General features: G+C 46.9%; 13 protein-coding genes. 7 read left to right on the forward strand and 6 right to left on the reverse strand.

The window, feature by feature from the left end; translation table 11 throughout:
• The first annotated feature begins 279 nt into the window (after window positions 1-279).
• Together AAE02nite_RS25745 and AAE02nite_RS25750 are read left to right on the forward strand one after the other, a co-directional pair.
• Window positions 280-732 (forward strand): hypothetical protein, encoded by a 453-nt coding sequence (locus tag AAE02nite_RS25745; RefSeq protein WP_146905640.1) that lies wholly within the window; start codon window positions 280-282, stop codon window positions 730-732.
• A gap of 228 nt (window positions 733-960) precedes the next feature.
• Window positions 961-1,176, forward strand: coding sequence for a hypothetical protein (locus AAE02nite_RS25750; RefSeq protein ID WP_146905643.1), 216 nt, complete (start codon window positions 961-963; stop codon window positions 1,174-1,176).
• A gap of 119 nt (window positions 1,177-1,295) precedes the next feature.
• On the opposite strand, the gene AAE02nite_RS25755 is transcribed toward AAE02nite_RS25750, so the two are convergent.
• From AAE02nite_RS25755 to AAE02nite_RS25780, 6 genes are all read right to left on the reverse strand, one after another.
• Window positions 1,296-2,135 (reverse strand): TIM barrel protein, encoded by an 840-nt coding sequence (locus tag AAE02nite_RS25755; RefSeq protein ID WP_146905646.1) that lies wholly within the window; start codon window positions 2,133-2,135, stop codon window positions 1,296-1,298.
• A 146-nt stretch (window positions 2,136-2,281) separates the two neighbouring features.
• Window positions 2,282-4,759, reverse strand: a complete 2,478-nt coding sequence (locus AAE02nite_RS25760; protein WP_146905649.1) for a hypothetical protein — start codon at window positions 4,757-4,759, stop codon at window positions 2,282-2,284.
• A gap of 1 nt (window position 4,760) precedes the next feature.
• Entirely contained in the window at window positions 4,761-5,897 is a 1,137-nt protein-coding gene (locus AAE02nite_RS25765; protein ID WP_170252692.1) for a DUF4249 domain-containing protein, read from the reverse strand.
• 103 nt (window positions 5,898-6,000) lie between these two features.
• Window positions 6,001-7,128, reverse strand: coding sequence for a DUF4249 domain-containing protein (locus AAE02nite_RS25770; protein WP_146905655.1), 1,128 nt, complete (start codon window positions 7,126-7,128; stop codon window positions 6,001-6,003).
• A gap of 5 nt (window positions 7,129-7,133) precedes the next feature.
• Complete coding sequence (locus tag AAE02nite_RS25775) at window positions 7,134-9,908, reverse strand: TonB-dependent receptor (protein ID WP_146905658.1); 2,775 nt, start codon at window positions 9,906-9,908, stop codon at window positions 7,134-7,136.
• A 51-nt stretch (window positions 9,909-9,959) separates the two neighbouring features.
• On the reverse strand, window positions 9,960-10,697 hold the full coding sequence (locus AAE02nite_RS25780; protein ID WP_146905661.1) for a hypothetical protein: 738 nt from the start codon (window positions 10,695-10,697) through the stop codon (window positions 9,960-9,962).
• Between the two features lie 506 nt (window positions 10,698-11,203).
• Here AAE02nite_RS25780 and AAE02nite_RS25785 point away from each other — a divergent pair.
• The 5 genes from AAE02nite_RS25785 (at window position 11,204) to AAE02nite_RS25805 (ending at window position 19,441) form a co-directional block, all read left to right on the forward strand.
• Window positions 11,204-14,434, forward strand: coding sequence for a PQQ-dependent sugar dehydrogenase (locus AAE02nite_RS25785; protein ID WP_146905664.1), 3,231 nt, complete (start codon window positions 11,204-11,206; stop codon window positions 14,432-14,434).
• 137 nt (window positions 14,435-14,571) lie between these two features.
• A complete protein-coding gene (locus AAE02nite_RS25790; protein WP_146905667.1) occupies window positions 14,572-15,309 on the forward strand; it encodes an SDR family oxidoreductase in 738 nt (245 codons plus the stop codon).
• A 181-nt stretch (window positions 15,310-15,490) separates the two neighbouring features.
• Window positions 15,491-16,456 (forward strand): TIM barrel protein, encoded by a 966-nt coding sequence (locus AAE02nite_RS25795; RefSeq protein WP_146905670.1) that lies wholly within the window; start codon window positions 15,491-15,493, stop codon window positions 16,454-16,456.
• Between the two features lie 699 nt (window positions 16,457-17,155).
• Window positions 17,156-18,949: an ABC transporter ATP-binding protein gene (locus AAE02nite_RS25800; protein ID WP_146905673.1), complete on the forward strand. Its 1,794-nt coding sequence runs from the start codon at window positions 17,156-17,158 to the stop codon at window positions 18,947-18,949.
• A 171-nt stretch (window positions 18,950-19,120) separates the two neighbouring features.
• Window positions 19,121-19,441: a DUF3817 domain-containing protein gene (locus tag AAE02nite_RS25805; protein ID WP_146905676.1), complete on the forward strand. Its 321-nt coding sequence runs from the start codon at window positions 19,121-19,123 to the stop codon at window positions 19,439-19,441.
• The last annotated feature ends 46 nt before the right edge of the window (window positions 19,442-19,487 follow it).

Raw genomic sequence — 19,487 nt, forward strand, 5'->3', positions numbered from 1 at the left:
GGTCCGGCAGGGGCTTTTTGGTGCCTAGATTTTATGGGTTTACAAAGCGCCATTACTTATACCAACTCACATAACCTAGCTGCCATTGCTTAAAACCTCATAAGTCTTTAAGTCCTGAGAGGTTTGTGCAACCGGTATAACCATTGTTCTGTTAGGGAAGAACGTTCAAGAGATTTGGTGTTAATTATTCAGCCTTGGGTATACACAAATAAATTTAGCTGCGTAAAAGAGGAAGACAAAACGCTAAAAGCAGCAATTATGGAAGATAAAAGCAGAAATATGGATACTGACACTATAAAAGGCAGCGCTAACCACCAGGGACATGCCGGTAACTTAGGCGATGATGTACCCAATGAAACTGACAATGTTTTACGAATGGGAGCAGCCGCTTTAACCGGTATGGGCGCCCAAAGCCAGGTAGCTGATATGAGCAGCGGCGGCGACAGTTTCCAGGCCATTGGCGGCAGCGAAGGCTATACCGGCGATGATACCAGCGGTGGCGGTGCCGACCCCTACGGCGACGAAAATCCCGATGCGGGCAGTGGTACTGGTTCTGATGTAGGAACTGGTGCTGATAGGGCCGGTGGCGGTACCGGCAACGATTTAGCCGGCGAAGAAGGCTACGACCGCGAAGCCGATGGGGCTGGCATGGGCGCGGGTGGCTTAAGAAGAGGCGACAGCAACCGGCCAGATACCAGCGCCTCGCCGGGTGGCCTAGGCTCCGACGATTAGCAAAGCCTGACACTTACGGTTTTATAGCGTACTGTTAAAGTCTGTTTTAGAAGAAGTTTCCGGCTTCTCGGAGAGTAGCTTCGCTAATAATTTATAAGGGTTTTGAAAGTAAGTGTTTTATAAATTAAAATATTAAGAACCTGATTATCAGAAATAAGTAGATGATAAGGTGTGAGCGGGGAGTTAATTCCCGTGCAAAATATCTTAAAAACTATAAAACGTGAACTTATGGAAAAGAACAGCAGGAAGAACGAAGAGAATATAGAAAAGGGCACCGGTTCAGAAAATAAGGAGCATAACACGGCGCAACCAATAAAAAGCGGCAGCCGCACGCCCGGTGTTAAATCAGAGAATGCTGCCGGTCAAACGCTAGGAGATCGGGAGAGTGAAGTTGCCCGTGACCCAGAAGGCCGGCCCGGTAGTTTTGGGATAGATGATTTTTAATTTTAGTATATTCTTTTAAACAGAAGCGGCTGCCTATATTAAGCAGCCGCTTCTGTTTAAAAGAATATAAAACGTTAAGGTTGCTGGCCAAATAGTACCAGTACTACCGGCTCAAAATATTAGAAATTAAGTTTTTTCAGGTAATCAATATTATGCTTCACGCTGGCCATGGGCGCGCCGGCGTATTCTTCCTGTTCTACAAAAAAGTACTTCATGCCCGATTTCTGCGCATTCTGGAACATACGGGCAATATTAATGCGCCCTTTGCCAAACTCGGTGCTTTCTTCTTTGGTTTTGTGCATGTCTTTCAGGTGCCACAACGGAAAACGGCCGGGATATTTCTCAAAATATTTTACCGGGTCGTGCCCTGTTACAATTACCCAGCCTAAGTCCAGTTCCATTTTCACCAGGTTCGGATCGGTTTGGTCCAGCAGAATTTCGTACAATATTTTGCCGTCGGCTTTCGCAAATTCGTACTCGTGGTTGTGGTAGCCAAATACCAGGTTGGCTTTTTTGCAGGCCTCAGCGGCTTTGCTAAAGGTGTCGGCTACGCGTTGGTAGTTGCTTACGGTTTGGCCCTGGCTGGGCAACGATGAGCAGATTAGATATTGCTGCCCCGATTCGGCGGCTTTGTCTACGGTTTTTTGCCAGTCTTTATCAATGTGCACGTGGCCGCTGCGCAGGTTCATGCCTAAGTCGCGGGTTACCTTTTTAATTTCGGTAGCGCTTAAACCGTAATAGTGGCCTTTATCGCTCCGTGCCGATTCCAGTTCTTTATAGCCTAGTTTGGCCAGTTGCTTTAAGGTGCCCACGGCATCGGCCAGCATTTCTTTCCGGACGGTATACAACTGGATGCCTACATTATTAGGCACTTTTGCGGCTTCGCTGTGGTAAGGCTTCAGCAAAGCGCCCAAAGCCAAAGCGCCGGAGGCTTTCAAAAAATCTCTTCTGGTTTTCATGGGTGGTGGTATGTTTCCTTAATATTTAGTGGCTAGTAAATAACTGCTATACTGGTGCGTTTTAAGAAGCAATATAATCTGATTAGAAAAATATGCAAGGCTATAATCCGAAAGGGTGATTCATGTTTATTCAGATTTTTCTGTTCTTATAACGACCTTTTTACAGATAGTGGTATCAGTACGCTGCCGGCCTGGCCCTCCTGGCTCAAGCCCTGTATTACTACCAGGTAATCGCCATCCTGGTCGGAAGTATAAAACCCAACGGGCTGCTTGCCATTTGCACCAATTTTCAGCTGGGGTGCCCAATACAATAAATTTCTTAAATCGGGCAGGCGACTCTGCTGCTGCTGGGATGTATCGTAAACAGGTGCGTAAAATTCGCGGGGTATTTGTAAGCCTTCGTATTCCTGCAACAAAGCGCGCGCATCTAACGGGAACCCGGCTAAATCGCCATCGTAGGTGGTGTAGCTTACCAGACCCTCGTACAGTTGCGGGCCATGAAAATACCGGCTGGTAATTACCTCCAGTTTATGGATTTTAAGCGGGTCGAAAGCCATTATTTTATTTATATCAAACACCGGTACCCCATCGAGTAACACCATCGGGTTTTGCTGGAAAAAGGTTTTGTTAATGCGGTCGAGGGTTAAAAAGTGAAAGCCACCTTTCCGGATTCGGACCATAACGCCCGGTACGTATTCCCGCATTACTTCTTCCATAACCTTAAACCGGGTAAAATTATCGAGCAAATATTTCTCATCGGGAGTGCCGTAAAAGGCCAAACTATCTACGGTTGGCAGCTTTACCAGGCGCTGAAATTTGTCGTAATAAGCTTCCTGAACCTCCATTTGCAGGTGGCGCAGCGCTATTTCGGGCCGCTGTTGTTCGGTTAACCGAAGCGTTGGTAGCAGACGGGCCGCATACTTAGGTGAAAACGGGCTGAAAATTTCGAAGTGGTACAAACTATCTTTCGAGAAATTACTTTGTACCACAATTTCTTTCGGTCCATAAAAATCTTTAGCTTCAAACTGAATAAAACCGCCGGCGTTGCTGGTGGCATTATATAGCCGGATGTGCTTGCCCGGCGCAGCCAAATAAGTAGTAATATTGGGCGCTGGCGCGCCCGTAGCTCGTTCGGTAACTTTGCCCCTGATAAGTGGGCCATTTACTTCCGGAATAAATTCGGGTACGGGTTGACTTTTAGCGAATATTTCGGGCCACCGGAAACGGCGCCAGCCTTGGGTAAGCAGCAGGTTATCGAGGGCTTCATGAGCCAATATATTGCCTTCCTGGAAGTAAAAAGCCGGATTTTCGATATTGCCAATTAAGTCTGAGGTTAGCCACAGATAGCTGCGGATATCAGTACCTGGTGGTGTTTGTAAGGAATCGAGGCGGTAAACGGCCATTGATAAATTGGCCGGGGTTGCGGTGCCCGAAGTGGAAGAAGCCGTTAAGTCCAGGTTTACTTTCTGGCGGGTTGCGTATTGGTTTTTATCCGGCTTGGCCTGAATAGTTAGTTTTTGGGTGGGCTGTTTAAAATACAAACGTTCGCAAACCGGTTGTTTGCGGCTGTTAAAAATAGTTAAGTGCGAAATACCTTCGGCTAAAGCATTTTTGGCCAAGGTAAAGCTGACCTGCCCTTGTGCTAATATTTCGGATTTGGCTATGGCATTACTTCCCCGGGTATGAGCCAGTAAATACAACAACTCGGCCGGACTGCCACTGGTTAAGCTACTGTGTACGGCAATTTTAATATTTTCCGGCGAACTATCATCCAGGTGCATTACGTAACCTTGCGCTTGTGCGGGGGGCAGGTTGCGGGTTAAGGTTTGGCCGTTTGGCAACCGAATGAGTGCCCGGTATGGCTCCGGCCCAGCCGGTGTAAAGCTGAAATTTCCCATCCCAAATTTTAACGTCTGAAATTGGGCCACCGTGTTTCCATTGGCATCGGTTACTTCGCCGGCCGCATCCACGCCTTTGCCGCTGTTATCGGTAATTTTAAAAGCTACTTTGCTTTTCAGCCCTTGCACCAGGTGGCCGCCTTCCGGAAAAAACTGCGCCGCGTAAACCACCGAATCTTTACCCGGTTTATTATCCAGGGGCCGACGGGTATTGACAATGGTGATGGGTTGTTGAAAATAAAACTCCGGACTATTATTTTTCATCCAGTTGGTATAAGCCCGCACGGTGTAATTACCCGAATTTAAGGTAACCGGCACCACCAACGAGCCGTGCCCGGCGCCATCCTGCAGAGCTATTTTGGCCTGGAGTACCCACTGGTTTTCTTTATCTGTTACTTCTACATAAGCTACTTTGCTCAGGTGAAGCGGCTTATTGGTGGCACCATCTACGGTATATATTTTAAACCACATCGTTTCGCCGCCCACGTATAGGGGCCGGTCCAGGTGCATAAATAGTTTTTCCTGCAAATGGTGTTGCTGGTACTGCCCAAATTGCCGCGAAATACGGTTTAACGAATCGGTCTGCCCGAATGATGGGGTAATAGTCAGCCAGAAAAACAGAAAGCCCAGCAGTCTGGTATATTCAGCCAGTTTACAATATTTAGTTTTAAGGAGCACCAGTTTTTCATTCTTTTCTACTTGGCTCCGATTATTCTTTCTTCTCATCTTATTCCCAGAAATCAGGTCTTACAATGGTTCCGCGCACCCGGCAATCCACGCACTCAGCCGAACTCGCTGTATAGCCGATGGTACTGCCCATCTCATTCAGGATATCGTTAACCGGCAAAACCAGGCCGGAAGCAAAAGTGGCTGCCACATCTTTTAATTCTACCGAATCCAGGGCACAATAACTATATTCGTCTAAGGTGCCCCAGAAAATGGGCAACTGTCCGCGTTTGATAAATATTCTTTTTACTTCTTCCGACGCTACACTTACAAAGCCAATAACCGGCTCGGCCGGGTCCGAAAGGCACTTGATATTACCGGTAAGCTGGGTTGGCAGCGGGTCGAATAAAGTGCCAATATTTTCGGTGTTTTTTTTCAGGGTTTCGGCATACTCGTAGGCTTCTTTGGTTTGGGCATATTGCTTCACCAGAATACTATACTTGTATTTTATTTTAACCGAATTGCTTGGGATTTTAATTATAGGGAATTCGCTCACTACGTCCTGGCTCAACTTGGCCGTAGAATTTATAAGGATAGTCGTAGAATTGCTGCCACGCCAGCAACGATTAACATTAATCATACGGTCTGTTATCTGGTTATTTTTGTATTCCCGAACGCTATAGAAAGGCGTGGTAAATTCCCAGGTTTCATCGAACTTCCAGCGGTAGTAATGGGTTTTCTGCGCTGCATCGTGGGTATTGGCATAAATCTGCAGCCCATCACTTTCGGCTTTCCACGAGATACTATCAATGGGCGGGGTTATTTTGTTTTCTACAAAATCGGAGGCATATTCCTGGTTATCTGCTGTCCGGATGCGGAGCCGGTAGCGCCGGATGGGGTTTAGCTGCAACGGCTGGCTCGTGTAATTGCCATTGTTGCCCTGGACTAACCTAAATTGCGGGCCACCTTCTTCTTCTATCAAAACCTGGGCGTTGGCTTCGCCGGGCGGAATATTAGCGCCGTCGAGGTTAAGGGTGCGCGACAAACGAATATTGGTACGGCCATTACTGTTAATAAATCCGTCTACTACCAGGTAATTATTAGGTGCCTGAATCACGTCCGGACGGTAAGGTTCTACGCAACTGCCCAGGATCAGCAATAAACACCCAACCAGGTAATATTTAAATAAAGATAGCAAGTCAAGCAGTCTGGTGTATGCAGCTGATTTTTTATATTTAGTTTTTAAGCGCACCGGCCTTGCGTTGTTTTTTACCTGAGCCCAGTTATTATTTCTTAACATATTATTCCCAGAAATCAGGTTTTACATTGGTGCCCCGCAAGCGGCAGTCCACGCAGTCTACAGAACTGGCCGTGAAACCAGCCGGCATCATTATTTCGGCTATAGGTAGTGTGCCCCCATTCCGAAAGGTCGTTGCCGCATCTTTAGCCAACACAGTATCCAGTTCACAATAGGCGTATTCTTCCAAAGATCGCCAGGTCGGGGGCAACTGTCCGCGTTTGATAAATATTCTTTTTACCTCTTCCGACGCTACACTTACAAAGCCAATAACCGGCTCAGCCGGGTCCGAAAGGCACTTGATATTGCCGGTCAGTTGGGTAGGCAGCGGGTCGAATAAAGTACCAATATTTTCGGTGTTTTTTTTCAAGGTTTCGGCATACTCATAAGCTTCCTGGGTTTGGGCATATTGCTTCACCAGAATGCTGTACTTATATTTTATTTTAATTGAGTTATCCGGAAGTTTAACCAGCGGAAACTCGCTTACTACATCCTGCCTTAGTTTAGCCGTAGAAGAGATAGAAATAGCTGAGGAACTACTACCGCGCCAGCAATGGCTTATATCTTCGCGGCGATCTACCATCTGGTTATTTTTGTATTCTAAAAGGCTATAAAAAGGCGTGGTAAATTCCCAGGTTTCATCGTACTTCCAGCGGTAGTAATGGGTTTTCTGCTCCGCATCGTGGGTATTCACATAAATCTGCAGCCCATCACTTTCAGTTTTCCACGAGATACTATCAATCGGTGGGGTTATTTTATTTTCTACAAAATCAGAGGCATATTCCTGGTTATCTGCCGTGCGGATGCGGAGCCGGTAGCGCCGGGTGGGGTTTAGCCGCAACGGCTGGCTCGTGTAATTGCCGTTGGTGCCCTGGGCTAATGTAAATTGCGGACCACCTTCTTCTTCTATCAAAACCTGGGCGTTGGCTTCACCGGGTGGCGTTTTAGCGTCGTCGAGGTTTAGGGTGCGCGACAAACGGATAGTAGTGCGGCCATTGCTGTTGATAAACCCATCTACCACCAGATAATTATGAGGTAACTGAATCACGTCCGGGCGGTAAGGCTCTACACAACTAGCTAGTAGCAGCAGTAAACACCCAACCAGGTAATATTTATAATAACATGCTAACATGCTTTTTAAAATTTGAAATTATAAGTGAGGTTAGGAATAGGCCGGCCGAATACCGATAATTTGTAGCCGTTGATGCGCCCGTTCTCGGTTTTAAAGTAGATAGAATAAGGATTTTTGCGGCCGGTAAGGTTATAAATTCCTAAAGTCCAGGAGCTATGGGCCAGCTTTCGCACTTTGTGATTGCCTTCAATATTCATGGCAAAATCTGCGCGGTAATAATCGGGCACCCGGTAGGCATTTCTATCAGAATAAAATACCCGCATGGCATTATCGGCAAAATAACGGGCCAGCGGCAGCGTAATGGGGCGGCCGGTGCTGTAATTAAAGTTTAAAGACGTACTAAACCGGCGGCTAAACCGGTAGTTGCCAATCAGGGTAAAATCGTGGGGCTTATCGAAATTGCTGGGGTAATATTTGCCGCCGTTAATTACATCGGAAGTAGCTGCTTCGTTTACCCGCACCAGCGACCGGGAATACGTATAGCTCACCCAACCATTAATTTTGCCGGTTAGTTTTTTTACCATCAGTTCTACCCCGTGGGCTTTGCCTTCGGCATTAATCACGTCGGTTTCGAGGTGCGAATTCAGCAGGAGGGTGGCGCTGTTCTTGTAATCTACAAAATCGTGCATGTTTTTGATGTAAGCTTCCACGGAGGTCTCGATGGTATTGGCCCGGAAGTTCCGGTAGTAACCAATCGCATATTGTTCGCCTACCTGCGGCCGGAGGTGGGCATCGCTCAGTTTCCAGATATCGGTCGGCGACATTGAAGCCGTGTTGGAAAGCATGTGAATATACTGGCGCATGCGGTTAAAGCTTACTTTTACCGAAGAATAATCGGAAAGAGAATATTTGGCCGAGAGCCGGTATTCGGGGCCGTGGTACTTGGCTACCACATCGCCTTGCCTAAATAAAAGCGTATCGGTAATGCTGCTGGTGGTCTTAGAGATGAAAGGAGCGTACTGGTACGTTTCTCTTGGGCCCAAAGCCTGGTAAAGCGAGTAGCGCAATCCCACATTTACCGACAAACGCGGCGAAATATCAAACTTATCTGAAATATAAACGGCGCTTTCGCGGGCTTTTTCCCGGTCCAGTACATCTGGTGCTATCAGCGATTCGGGACCTACCGGTTGCAGGCTGCCCGGCGCTACGTTGTAATGAATGGTGCTAAGGCCAAAATCGAAGGTATGCTTGGCGTTATGGAAGTAACTAAAATCAGCCTGAAATTGGTTTTGATCGATGCTGTAAGTTAAGTCCGAAGCGTTTACCGGGTTGCGTTCGCTGGTGGCGGCATAGTCGTAGTGGCTGTAACTGCCGGTAAGCACGCCATAGAGCTTGTTGTTAAAAATATGCTTCCACTTTACACTGCCCGTCCGGTTAGCATAATTAAACAAGGTATCGCCGCCGAGTTTAAATTTATCGCGACTAATATAGCCGGAGGCGTAAAGCGTATTCTGGTCATCTATTTCGTGAGTCAGGTGGGCATTCAGGTCGTAGAAAGAAGCTTTGCTCTGGTTTAAAACCGAATTGGGCAGCTTGGTTAATATCCAGTCGGAGTAAGTAGAGCGGCCACCCAACAGAAACGAAGTTTTGTCTTTTACAATCGGGCCTTCTAAGGTAAGGCGGCTGGTTAAAAGCCCAATGCCCCCGGAGCCGGCCAGTTGTTTTTTATTGCCGTCGCGGGTGGCAATTTCCAGCACCGACGATAGCCGTCCGCCGTATTTAGCCGGCACGGCACTTTTATACAGTTCCACGGTTTTTAAAACATCGGGGTTAAATGCCGAAAAGAAACCAAATAGGTGCGATGGGTTGTAAATGGTAGCGTCGTTAAATAAAATTAAATTCTGGTCGGTGGCGCCGCCGCGTACGTTTAAGCCCGTGCTGCCTTCGCCCACCGATTTTACGCCCGGTAAAGTCAAAACCACCCGCAAAATATCGGTTTCGCCGAACGCCGTGGGTACTTGCCGCATGGTTTTAATATCCAGTTTTTCGAGGCCCATCTGCATGCCGGCTACGTTTTTGTCTTTCTCGGCTTCAATTACTACTTCTTTTAAAGGCGTAATATCTTCTTCGAGTTCGATATCCAGTTTGCCATTGGCGTTTAATTGTACCTGGCGGCGGGTATTTTTCAGGCCCAAGCTTTTAATTTTAATTTCGTGGCGACCTACCGGCAAGGTTAAAGAATAATAACCGAACTGGTCGGTGGTGGTGCCAATCAGGGGCGATTCGATGTAAACCGCCGCCCCAATAACCGGCTCCCCGGATTTACTTTCGCGGATATGGCCGGCCAGGTTTGCTTTGTCGCTGGTAGCGGTGCCTTGGCCAATCTGGTAAACTTTTAGTTCCGACTGATTAATATTCCGCGACCGGGCGGCTGTCCGGTTCGGCGTAGGGGCGGTATTTTCGGCAATTGGCGTGTTGGGTGTACTGCCCAGGAAAAAATCCTTCGGTAAATTGGGGGTAAGTTCGCGCCCTTTGGTAATAAAAACCCGCTGGTGCGCATCCAGGGCAAAGCGATAATCGGTATTTTTAAAAGCCTGCTCCAGTACCTGCGGCAACGTCTTTTCCTGTACCAGCAGGTTAATGCGCAGGCTGTCTACCTGAGCCGGGTCGAAATAAAAACGGTAGCCGGTTTTGTTTTCCAGCACCCTGGCAAAGCTTTCGAAGGTTAGATTCTGAAAATCGCCGCTGATAAGTTTAGCTTCGGTTACCTGACCCTGCGCCGCCGAAAGGCTAACCCAAAAACTCAGAAGAAAGAACAATACGCGGTAAAATTGGGCCATAAGCGAAGAAAAATTAAAAACAGTCTGTTTTTATATTAGCAAAGAATAATTTTAGGCAGCGGTTTTATCGTAAAACTGAATAAGTTGCAGAATGGCTTTTTCCCGGTTTTTTCTGAATTCTAAATGCTGTTCCCGGGCATACCGCTGAAGCTCCTTTTTCTTATCGGGCAGTACTTTTAGCACCGATCGCTTGTCTTTTACCGGGTAATATTTATTTTCTTTCCGGATGTAATATTTTGTTGCCAGGTCAAACCAGCCTTCCATCCCCGATGGCGTGGCTTGTTCCTGTATATTTTTGGTGCGTTTGGCTAAAAATTGAATGTTGCCATCGTGCAGTAAATCATAAAAACCCGCTTTCAGTGCTGTTTCCGCCAAGCTGTCTTTCTCCAACCGGATAAATTGGTGATCCTGCAACGTAAAAGTTTTTACTTTTTCGTCTATCAGCGAAAACATAAACTCGGTAGTAGGGTGCTCCAGCACAATTTTATCTAGTACTATATCGTACCACATGGGTACCCCGGTGTACCAGGTACCATCGTATAATATTTTACCATCGGTTAATTCATCGGTCCGGTAAAACTGGTGTCCTACCAAATAGCGCTTGTCATAATTTATGTACTGGGTTCCGTTGTACAAATGCGCTTCGTCGCCGATTGCCTCCTGGTATAAAGTTAAAGCGTATTGCAGCGATGGCGACAACTGGGTAGAATCGGGTGCCTGGCCAAAGGCGCGGCTGCAGCAAAATAATACCGGCAGAAAGCTGAGAAAAAAAGTAAAGTGAGATTTCATTTAGAATAGCAATTAGCCAAAATAAGGCTGGCCAGGTTATGCAAACCTAAATATAGTAATTTAATATTTGGTTTAGAATAAGTAGGATAATTTCTGCGCTTCAAAAAGGCTGGCTCCAAAATATAGCAAGGGTGAAAGGCGTATTAGTGAAGCGGAAATTATTGGCCATGTTTGCTCACGGGTAAACCCTACCTGAATAATCAACCAACTGGCATTTCTCTTAACAAAGATTAGCACCAATCTAAAATAAAAACAGCGGGGCGTCTTATATCCAGCCTAAAATTACAGTTATATAGTTTGTATCTGTATTCCTGATAATGCGGAATGTTTAACCAGCTTTTGTTTTTTGGAAAGAAACCGGCTAAGATTTTTCGCCTGATAAATAAGCGCTAATATTTGTTAAGATTGTACTGGTTAATTCTGCTAACATCTCCTGAAAAAGCATTATTTTAGCAGTATTTTTATGTCTTTTATTCTCTTACGGTTCAATACCATTTAAATTATTCATGAAACCCAAAAACATTAATCATTTACCATCCCCAAAAAGTGTTTTTTCGGTGACGCGCTGGTACGTGCTGGCGGCATTAATCCTGATTTCGACCATCGGGCTTTTGTCTTTCCGGAGCACCCAACAGAAAATATTGGTTTTCTCGCGGCCGGCGGGGTCCGAAGCTACGCGCCAGGCCCATTTGGCTTTGCTCCGGCAACTGAGCGATAACCGGAAAATATCGGTGGATACTACCGCTAATGCCGCTTATTTTACCGAAGATTCTTTGAAAGCTTACAACGCCGTGGTTTTTCTGCACGCGCCCTTAGAAGCGTTAGATTACCGCCAGCAGGCCGATTTGGAGCGTTACGTGCAAGCTGGCGGCGGCGTAATGGCGTTAAATGCGGCTAGTGATACGGTGCGTAACTGGCCCTGGTATCAAAATTTGAATGCAGCCCGTTTAAAAGCAGCCAAGCCTACGTGGGAAACTAAGTACGATGGCGGCCGGGTATATTTTGGGCAGTTGGGAGCTGAGGCTACCGCCAAAAACCTGGAAAGTACCTTGGCGAAAGGCCTGAAGTTTGTAGCCGGCAAAAGTAACCTGAACTACAGCAAAGCCACCACCGACCGCGTGCCTGAACCAAACCGCTTTGTAACCGAGGTGCTCGAAACTTACATGTATGAGCCCATGGAAATGGTTATTTTTAAAGATGGCCGCGTATTGTATTTAGAGCGCCGGGGCAACGTAAAACTCTACGACCCTAAAAAAAGAACCTCCCGCGTAATTGCCAAGTTTGATGTGAGCATTACCGGTAACTACGAAGATGGTATGTTGGGCGTAGCCCTGGACCCGAACTACGAAAAAAACCATTGGATTTACATTAACTACTCACCGGCTGGCGATATTCCCAAACAGAACGTATCGCGTTTTGAGATGATTGGCGACAGCCTGAATATGAAATCCGAAAAAATTGTGCTGGGAATACCTACCCAGCGCGAAACCTGCTGCCACTCCGGCGGCCATTTGGAATTTGGACCGAACGGCGACTTATATATTTCCAGCGGCGATAACACCAGTTCCAAAGAATCAGACGGTTTTAGCCCGATTGATGAGCGGCCGGGACGGATGCCATTTGATGCCCAGAAATCTTCCGGCAACACCAACAGCCTGACCGGTAAAATATTGCGCATTCATCCTGAGCCGGACGGTTCTTACAGCATTCCGGAAGGTAATTTATTCCCGAAAGGAACGCCCAACGCCAAACCCGAAATTTACGCCATGGGTACCCGTAATGCCTTTAGGTTTACCGTAGACCAGCGCAACGGTTACGTGTACTGGGGCGATGTAGGTCCGGATGGTGGTGTAACCAACGAGCGCGGTCCGCAAAGTTACGACGAGTGGAACCAGGCCCGGAAAGCCGGTAACTTTGGCTGGCCTTATTTTGTAGGTAATAATTTTGCTTACGCCGATTTCGACTTTGCCACAAATAAAATTGGACCGAAGTTTAACCCCGAAAAACCGGAAAATACTTCTCCTAACAATACCGGTCAGAAAATATTACCGCCAGCCCAGAAACCAATGATCTGGTACCCGTACGGTGTGTCGCGGGAGTTCCCGGAGTTAGGCAAAGGTTCGCGCAGCGCCATGGCCGGCCCGGTTTATTACGCCGATAATTACCCTGCGGCCAGCCGTTTCCCGAAATATTACGATGGCAAGCTCTTTATTTACGAGTGGGCCCGGAGCTGGGTAAAAGTGCTTTCTTTTGATCAGGATAAAAACCTGGCCCGCATCGAGCCTTTTCTGCCGGACCAGGAGTGGTACAAACCCATCGACATGAAATTTGGTCCGGACGGCGCTTTGTACGTGCTGCAGTACGGCGCCAATTATTTCGAGCACAACCCGGATTCCCGCTTGATCAAGATTACTTACTCTGAAGGTAACCGGCAACCTATTGCCAAAATTACCGCCGACAGAACGGTAGGAGCGGCCCCTTTAACCGTAAATTTATCGGCGGCGCAATCCTTCGATTACGATAAAAACGACAAACTGCAATATACCTTCGATTTTGGAAACCAGAACGGCACGAGCCAGAACGGGCCAACCGCCAGCGTAACCTATACCAAACCGGGTATTTACCGGCCATCGGTAACCGTAACCGATGCCGAAGGCAAGAAAACCATTGCCGACCTAGAAGTTAAAGTAGGCAACGAACCGCCCCAGGTTACGGTAGATTTAGGCAAAGCCAACCGCAGCTTTTACTTCGATAACCAGAAAATAAATTACCAGGTGAAGGTAACGGATAAAGAAGACGGAACGCTGCAGAAAGGGGTAGACCCGGTTAACGTTTTCTTCTCTTTTGATTACCTGAAAGTGGGCCGGGATTTAGCTTTGCTGGCTTCCAATACCCAAATGACCGGCGGGTTTAAATATTTACGCGGCAAAACCCTGGTTGCCAACAGCGACTGCAAGTCCTGCCACGACATTAGTAAAACCTCGATTGGCCCGAGCTACGTAGCGGTGGCCGAGCGCTACCGGGACAAAACCGGCTCCGACGATATGCTGGCAACCAAAATAATTAAAGGCGGTAACGGCAACTGGGGCAAAAACATGATGGCGCCGCACCCGCAGCACACCAAAGAAGAAACCACCGAAATGGCGCAATACATTTTGTCGCTGAGTAACAAGCAGAATATTGGCATGCCGCTGCAGGGTACGGTTACTACTTCGGAGCACGTGGGCGCGCCGCGGCCGGGTGCTTACGTAATCCGGGCGAGCTACGCCGACAAAGGTAACCAGCCCATTGGCAGCTTACCCGGTTCTACGGTGCTCTTACTGCGCAATCCTAAAATACAGGCCGAAGAATTTGAAATAACCAAAAATATTGGCCGCCGGCACATTGATGGCAGCGACTTTACTTTTGTAACCGATGTGCAAAACGGCTCTTACCTGGGGCTGAATAATGTAGACTTAACCGCCATTAGCAAACTAACGTTCCGAGGTGGTGCCCGGCAGTCCGGCAGCCGCATCGAAATCCGGCAGGGAACGCCGGATGGTAAATTACTGGCTACGGCCGCTGTACCCGTTACACCAAAGGACGAAGATATGCAGACCTTTAGCGCGAATATTGCGAATCCGAGTGGACAGCAGTCTCTATTCCTGGTGTTCCGGAACGATAACGTGAAAAATAATTTACTGCAGCTCGACTGGGTTTACTTCGATAACGGGCAGCAAACGGTATTAAACAAATAGAGAATTTCAGAAGCGGGCTAATAACCCGCTTTTGTTTTTTAACCACTATCCTTAAAGTAATAATCGCTTGCCTTAATTCCGGATTCCATCGTACAAGGAAAAGCGGAACAGTTACACTACCTAACCCTCTATTTAATATGAACTTATCTGCCAATACAGTCCTGATTACCGGTGGTGCAGCGGGTATAGGTTTAGCTTTGGCCGAACGGTTTCTGCAAGCCGGAAGCAAAGTAATTATTTGCGACCTAAGCCAAGAAGCCCTCGACGAAGCCAAACAGGCGCACCCGTCATTAGAGACTTTGCAATGTGATGTAGGGCAAGAGACAGAAAGAGCAGCTTTGTATCATAATATTAAAGCGCAGTTTCCGGAAGTAAATATTCTGGTAAATAATGCCGGTATTCAGCGCCGGATTCGGTTGACGGAGTACGAAGAAGATTGGAGCCAAACCCACCAGGAAATCATGGTTAACCTCGAAGCGCCTATTCATTTATCGGCCCTGTTTATTCCGCATTTACGCAACCAGTATCATCCGGCTATAATAAATATTTCGTCGATTGTGGCTTTTGTGCCGGCTACCTGGATTCCGGTTTACAGTGCCACCAAGGCGGCCATTCATTCTTTCACCATGTCGCTGCGGCACCAATTAATTAAGCCCCGCATAACCGTTTTTGAGATTGTGCCGCCTGGCGTGCAAACCAATTTGGGCGGGCCCGGCCTGCACGATTTTGGCGTGCCGCTGCCCGAATTTGTCGATGCCGTTATGCAGGGGCTGGAGCGCGACGAAATGGAAATTGGTTACGGTACCGCCGAGAAAGTGAGGGCCGCTTCCCGCGAAGAAATTGACCGGATGTTTAAACAGGTTAATCCTTCTTAAGCTTAAATCTGCCGCAAAGCTGCGATTTGTTACCCAAAATGAATTTTGAATTTTGTTACCGGCGGTAACAAAACATATTTTCTCTTATCTTTCCAGTCTTTTCAGAAGCCGTTCAGATTACAGTTTATAACTTTATTCACCTGAAATTTATCTCTCACCTAAAAGTTTACCTCCAAAATTAATGAAGAACAGAAGAAACTTTTTGAAACATGCCGGTGCCTTGGCGCTGGGAGCCCTAATATTACCCGCCTGTAACACACAAACTGGCAACACCCAGGAAGGTTCCGAAAGCGGAACTGCCGGCGATTCTACCAGTACCGGGTCTGGTAATGCCGCTGCCGGCAATTTGGGCGCTATTGGCCTGCAATTGTACTCGGTAAAAGATGTGCTGGAAAAAGACCTGAAAGGTACGCTGCAGCAACTGGCCGATATTGGTTACACCGAAGCCGAATCGTATCCTGGCGAAAAAGGCCATTATTACGGCATGGAAGCCAAAGCTTTCGGCGATATGCTGCGCGATATGGGCATAACCCTGGTGAGCAGCCACGTAGGTTCCGGCAACAAAGACAGCAAGCCGGGTGCCTGGCAGCAAGCCAATTTAATGGCAAATTTTCCTGAACTTGCCGCAAAAGCCGCCGAAACTGGTCAGAAATATATTACCTGCTCTTCCCTGGACGGTAGTTTGCGCAAAACCACCGATGATTTAAAACGCACCGCAGATTTATTTAATAAATCTGGCGAAACCGCTAAAAAAGCTGGTTTACAGTTTGCCTACCACAACCATGCTTTTGAATTTGAAAAAATAGGCGATGTAATGGTGTATGATTATTTGCTGGAAAATACCGATCCGGAACTGGTTAAATACGAGTTAGACCTTTTCTGGGTGGTTAACGGCGGCCACGATCCGTTGGCTTACTTCAGCAAATACCCAAATCGTTTCCCGTTGTGCCACGTGAAAGACATGGACAAGCAGGATAAAACCAAAAATACCGAAATTGGTAGCGGCTCTATTAATTATCCGCAAATATTAAAAGCCGCCAAAGATGCCGGTATGAAGCATTATCTGGTAGAGCAGGAAAGCTTTACCCGTCCTTCTATCGAAAGTATGCGGATGAATTATAATTACCTGGCCGGTTTAACGGTGTAAATCTAAAGCTTATGCCAGCCAAACGAAGACCAGATTTAGCCTTAACTGAATCTGGTCTTTTATTTAAAAATAGATGAGGCTATTTTGCAAGAGCCTAAATACTCCCAACTCTTCTAAAAAGTATTTGATAAATTATTTAATGTTTTATCTGTCTATCTTTTGAAAGATTCCATCTTTCAATGTTCAGGTGCTAACTGTTAGTATATTCCTAAGTAGCCCCCCGGCCGGCGGGCCCAGTTTGGCCACTCGGGCTGCTCATCTTTCCTTTGCTCGTACCTCGCAATGCCTCCTCCGTCGGCACCGGAAAGCTGAAAGGCCCTCGATGGCCAAACTGCTGTTGTATGCCAGTAGATAATGCCTTACTAGGTTCAATCAATATTAAATACTAAACCTTCCCAACAAAGCTATTCCATAATGTTTTGGTTCGGCCGAACTCCTTCCCTGATTCAGGGAAGGTGCCCGGAGGGCGGAAGGGTTAATCTCATCCAGAAGAAAAGCAAGTGCCCCTCGCACAGGCGAAAGCCAGTGCACAGAAAAAGCTCGAGAGAATATTAAATAAATTTGGCCTGTCTGCAAAGTGATAATAAACTTTAGAGAACCAAGTGATTTTGATAATCAAAAAATAAAGCCAGCGATTGGTAGGGCTATCGCCCGCTTCTGCTTACCTTTAGCTATGTTTACCTGCTCTAATCCAACGCTATGAAACTGTTATTCAATTACCTGAAAGGATACCGGTTACTGATTTTCCTGGCCTTGCTGCTGGCCACCATCAACCAGGTGTTTTCGTTACTCGACCCGCTTATTCTGCGCAAAATTATTGATGATTATGCCACCGCGGCTGTTACCCAGAAACTACAGATTAGCACGGCCGAGTTTTTTAAGGGTGCGGGTACTTTAATATTATTGGCGATGGGAGTAGCGATGGTGTCGCGGATTGCGAAGGCTTTCCAGGATTATTACGTAAACGTAATTACCCAGCGGCTGGGCGCCCAGATTTATTCCGATGGCCTGCGCCATTCTTTGGATTTACCTTATTCGGTTTTTGAAGACCAGCGCAGCGGCGAAACTTTGGGCATTCTGCAAAAAGTACGCACCGATGTCGAGAAGCTGGTTTCCAACTTTATTAACGTACTGTTTACTTCGCTCATCGGGATTATTTTCGTAATGGTATATGCCTTAAATGTGTACTGGCTGATAGCGCCGGTATATTTTTCGGCGGTGCCTATTCTGGGAATATTAAGCTCGGTGCTGAGCAAGAAAATAAAGGTTATTCAGAAAACCATTGTTTCGGAAACCACCGCCCTGGCCGGGGCCACTACCGAATCTTTGCGCAATATCGAGCTGGTAAAAAGTTTGGGCCTGGCCCAGCAGGAAACCGAACGCCTGAACAATACTACCGATAAAATATTAAAACTGGAGCTAAAAAAAGTGCGCTATATCCGGAGCCTGAGTTTTATTCAGGGCACCTGCGTTAACCTGCTGCGCAACGTTATTTTGCTCTTGATGCTTTACCTGGTGTTTACCAACCGCATTACCGTCGGCGATTTTATTTCGATGTTTATTTACTCGTTCTTTATTTTCGGGCCGCTGCAAGAACTGGGTAATATTATTAATATTTACCGCGAAACACAGGTGTCGCTGGATAACTTTCAGAAAATATTAAATACCCCTAAAGAAGCCCGGCCAATGCACCCGGCCACCCTGGGCACTATCCGGACCTTAACTTTTGAAGACGTTAATTTTAAACACCAGACGGCCGCCAACAAAGCCCTGGCGGGTATTTCTTTTGAAACAAAAGTTGGCGAAACCATTGCGTTTGTGGGGCCTTCGGGTTCGGGTAAAACCACGCTCGTAAAATTATTGGTAGGTTTGTATAAGCCCGAACAAGGCCAGATATTGTACAACGGCATTCCGGGCGAAAACCTGGACTTGGACCGGCTGCGCGAACAGATTGGCTTTGTAACCCAGGATACGCAATTATTTGCCGGTACCATCCGCGAGAATTTATTGTTTGTGGCACCAAATGCCACTGATGCCGACTGCCTGGATGCCCTCCGGAAAGCAGCTTGCACCTCTTTGCTGGCCCGCGCCGACAAAGGCCTGGATACGGTAATTGGCGAAGGTGGCGTAAAAGTATCGGGTGGGGAGAAACAACGGTTATCCATAGCCCGCGCCTTGCTGCGTAACCCTACTTTGCTCGTATTTGATGAGGCTACCTCGGCGCTCGATTCTTTAACCGAAGAAGAAATCAGTAAAACCGTCCGCGACGTATCGAATAGCGAAAACCACATTACCATCTTAATTGCGCACCGCCTCTCCACGGTATTGCACGCCGACCAGATTTACGTGCTGGAGCGGGGTCGGATAGCCGAAGCCGGCAAACACCTGGATTTATTAGCACAAAAAGGCTTGTACTATGCCATGTGGCGGCAGCAAATAGGTGAGCGGCATGCCACCAAAGAGAAACCCGAGAAATCGACTGTGGTGGAGTAATAGTATTATTTTTTGATGAAAGCGTTGCCGCTAATACTCCGGCAATTGCTTGAAGGGGATTATTGGAAACTATATAGTGAATAATTTAAAACAAAAATAAGCAGAGCATCTGGGAGGTATGTGTTAATTTTGGGGTTTCATTTATTTAAATAGGTAGTAGAAAAGTAAATAATGAACGCAAATACACAAACCCAATCCAAATCGGCCTTGCACCGCTTCCGGCTTATTGCGGTGCTCGAAGGTATCTCTTATCTGGTATTATTGTTAATTGCCATGCCCCTGAAATATTTAGCCGATATGCCATTAATGGTAAAGTACGTGGGCTGGGCGCACGGCGTATTATTTATGCTTTACGGTCTGGCGCTGCTACAGGTATGGATAACGTATAAGTGGTCGTTTTTAAGAACGGTCTGGGCTTTTATTTTGTCGTTTATTCCGCTGGGTACTTTTTGGCTGGATCGGCAATTGGCCCGTGAAGAAAAAGGTTATTAACTGCTGCCAGGTAATATTAAAAAAGAGGTTTAAGAAACCCACTTCT

The sequence above is a fragment of the Adhaeribacter aerolatus genome, assembly GCF_007991635.1.
GTDB classification, from domain to species: domain Bacteria; phylum Bacteroidota; class Bacteroidia; order Cytophagales; family Hymenobacteraceae; genus Adhaeribacter; species Adhaeribacter aerolatus.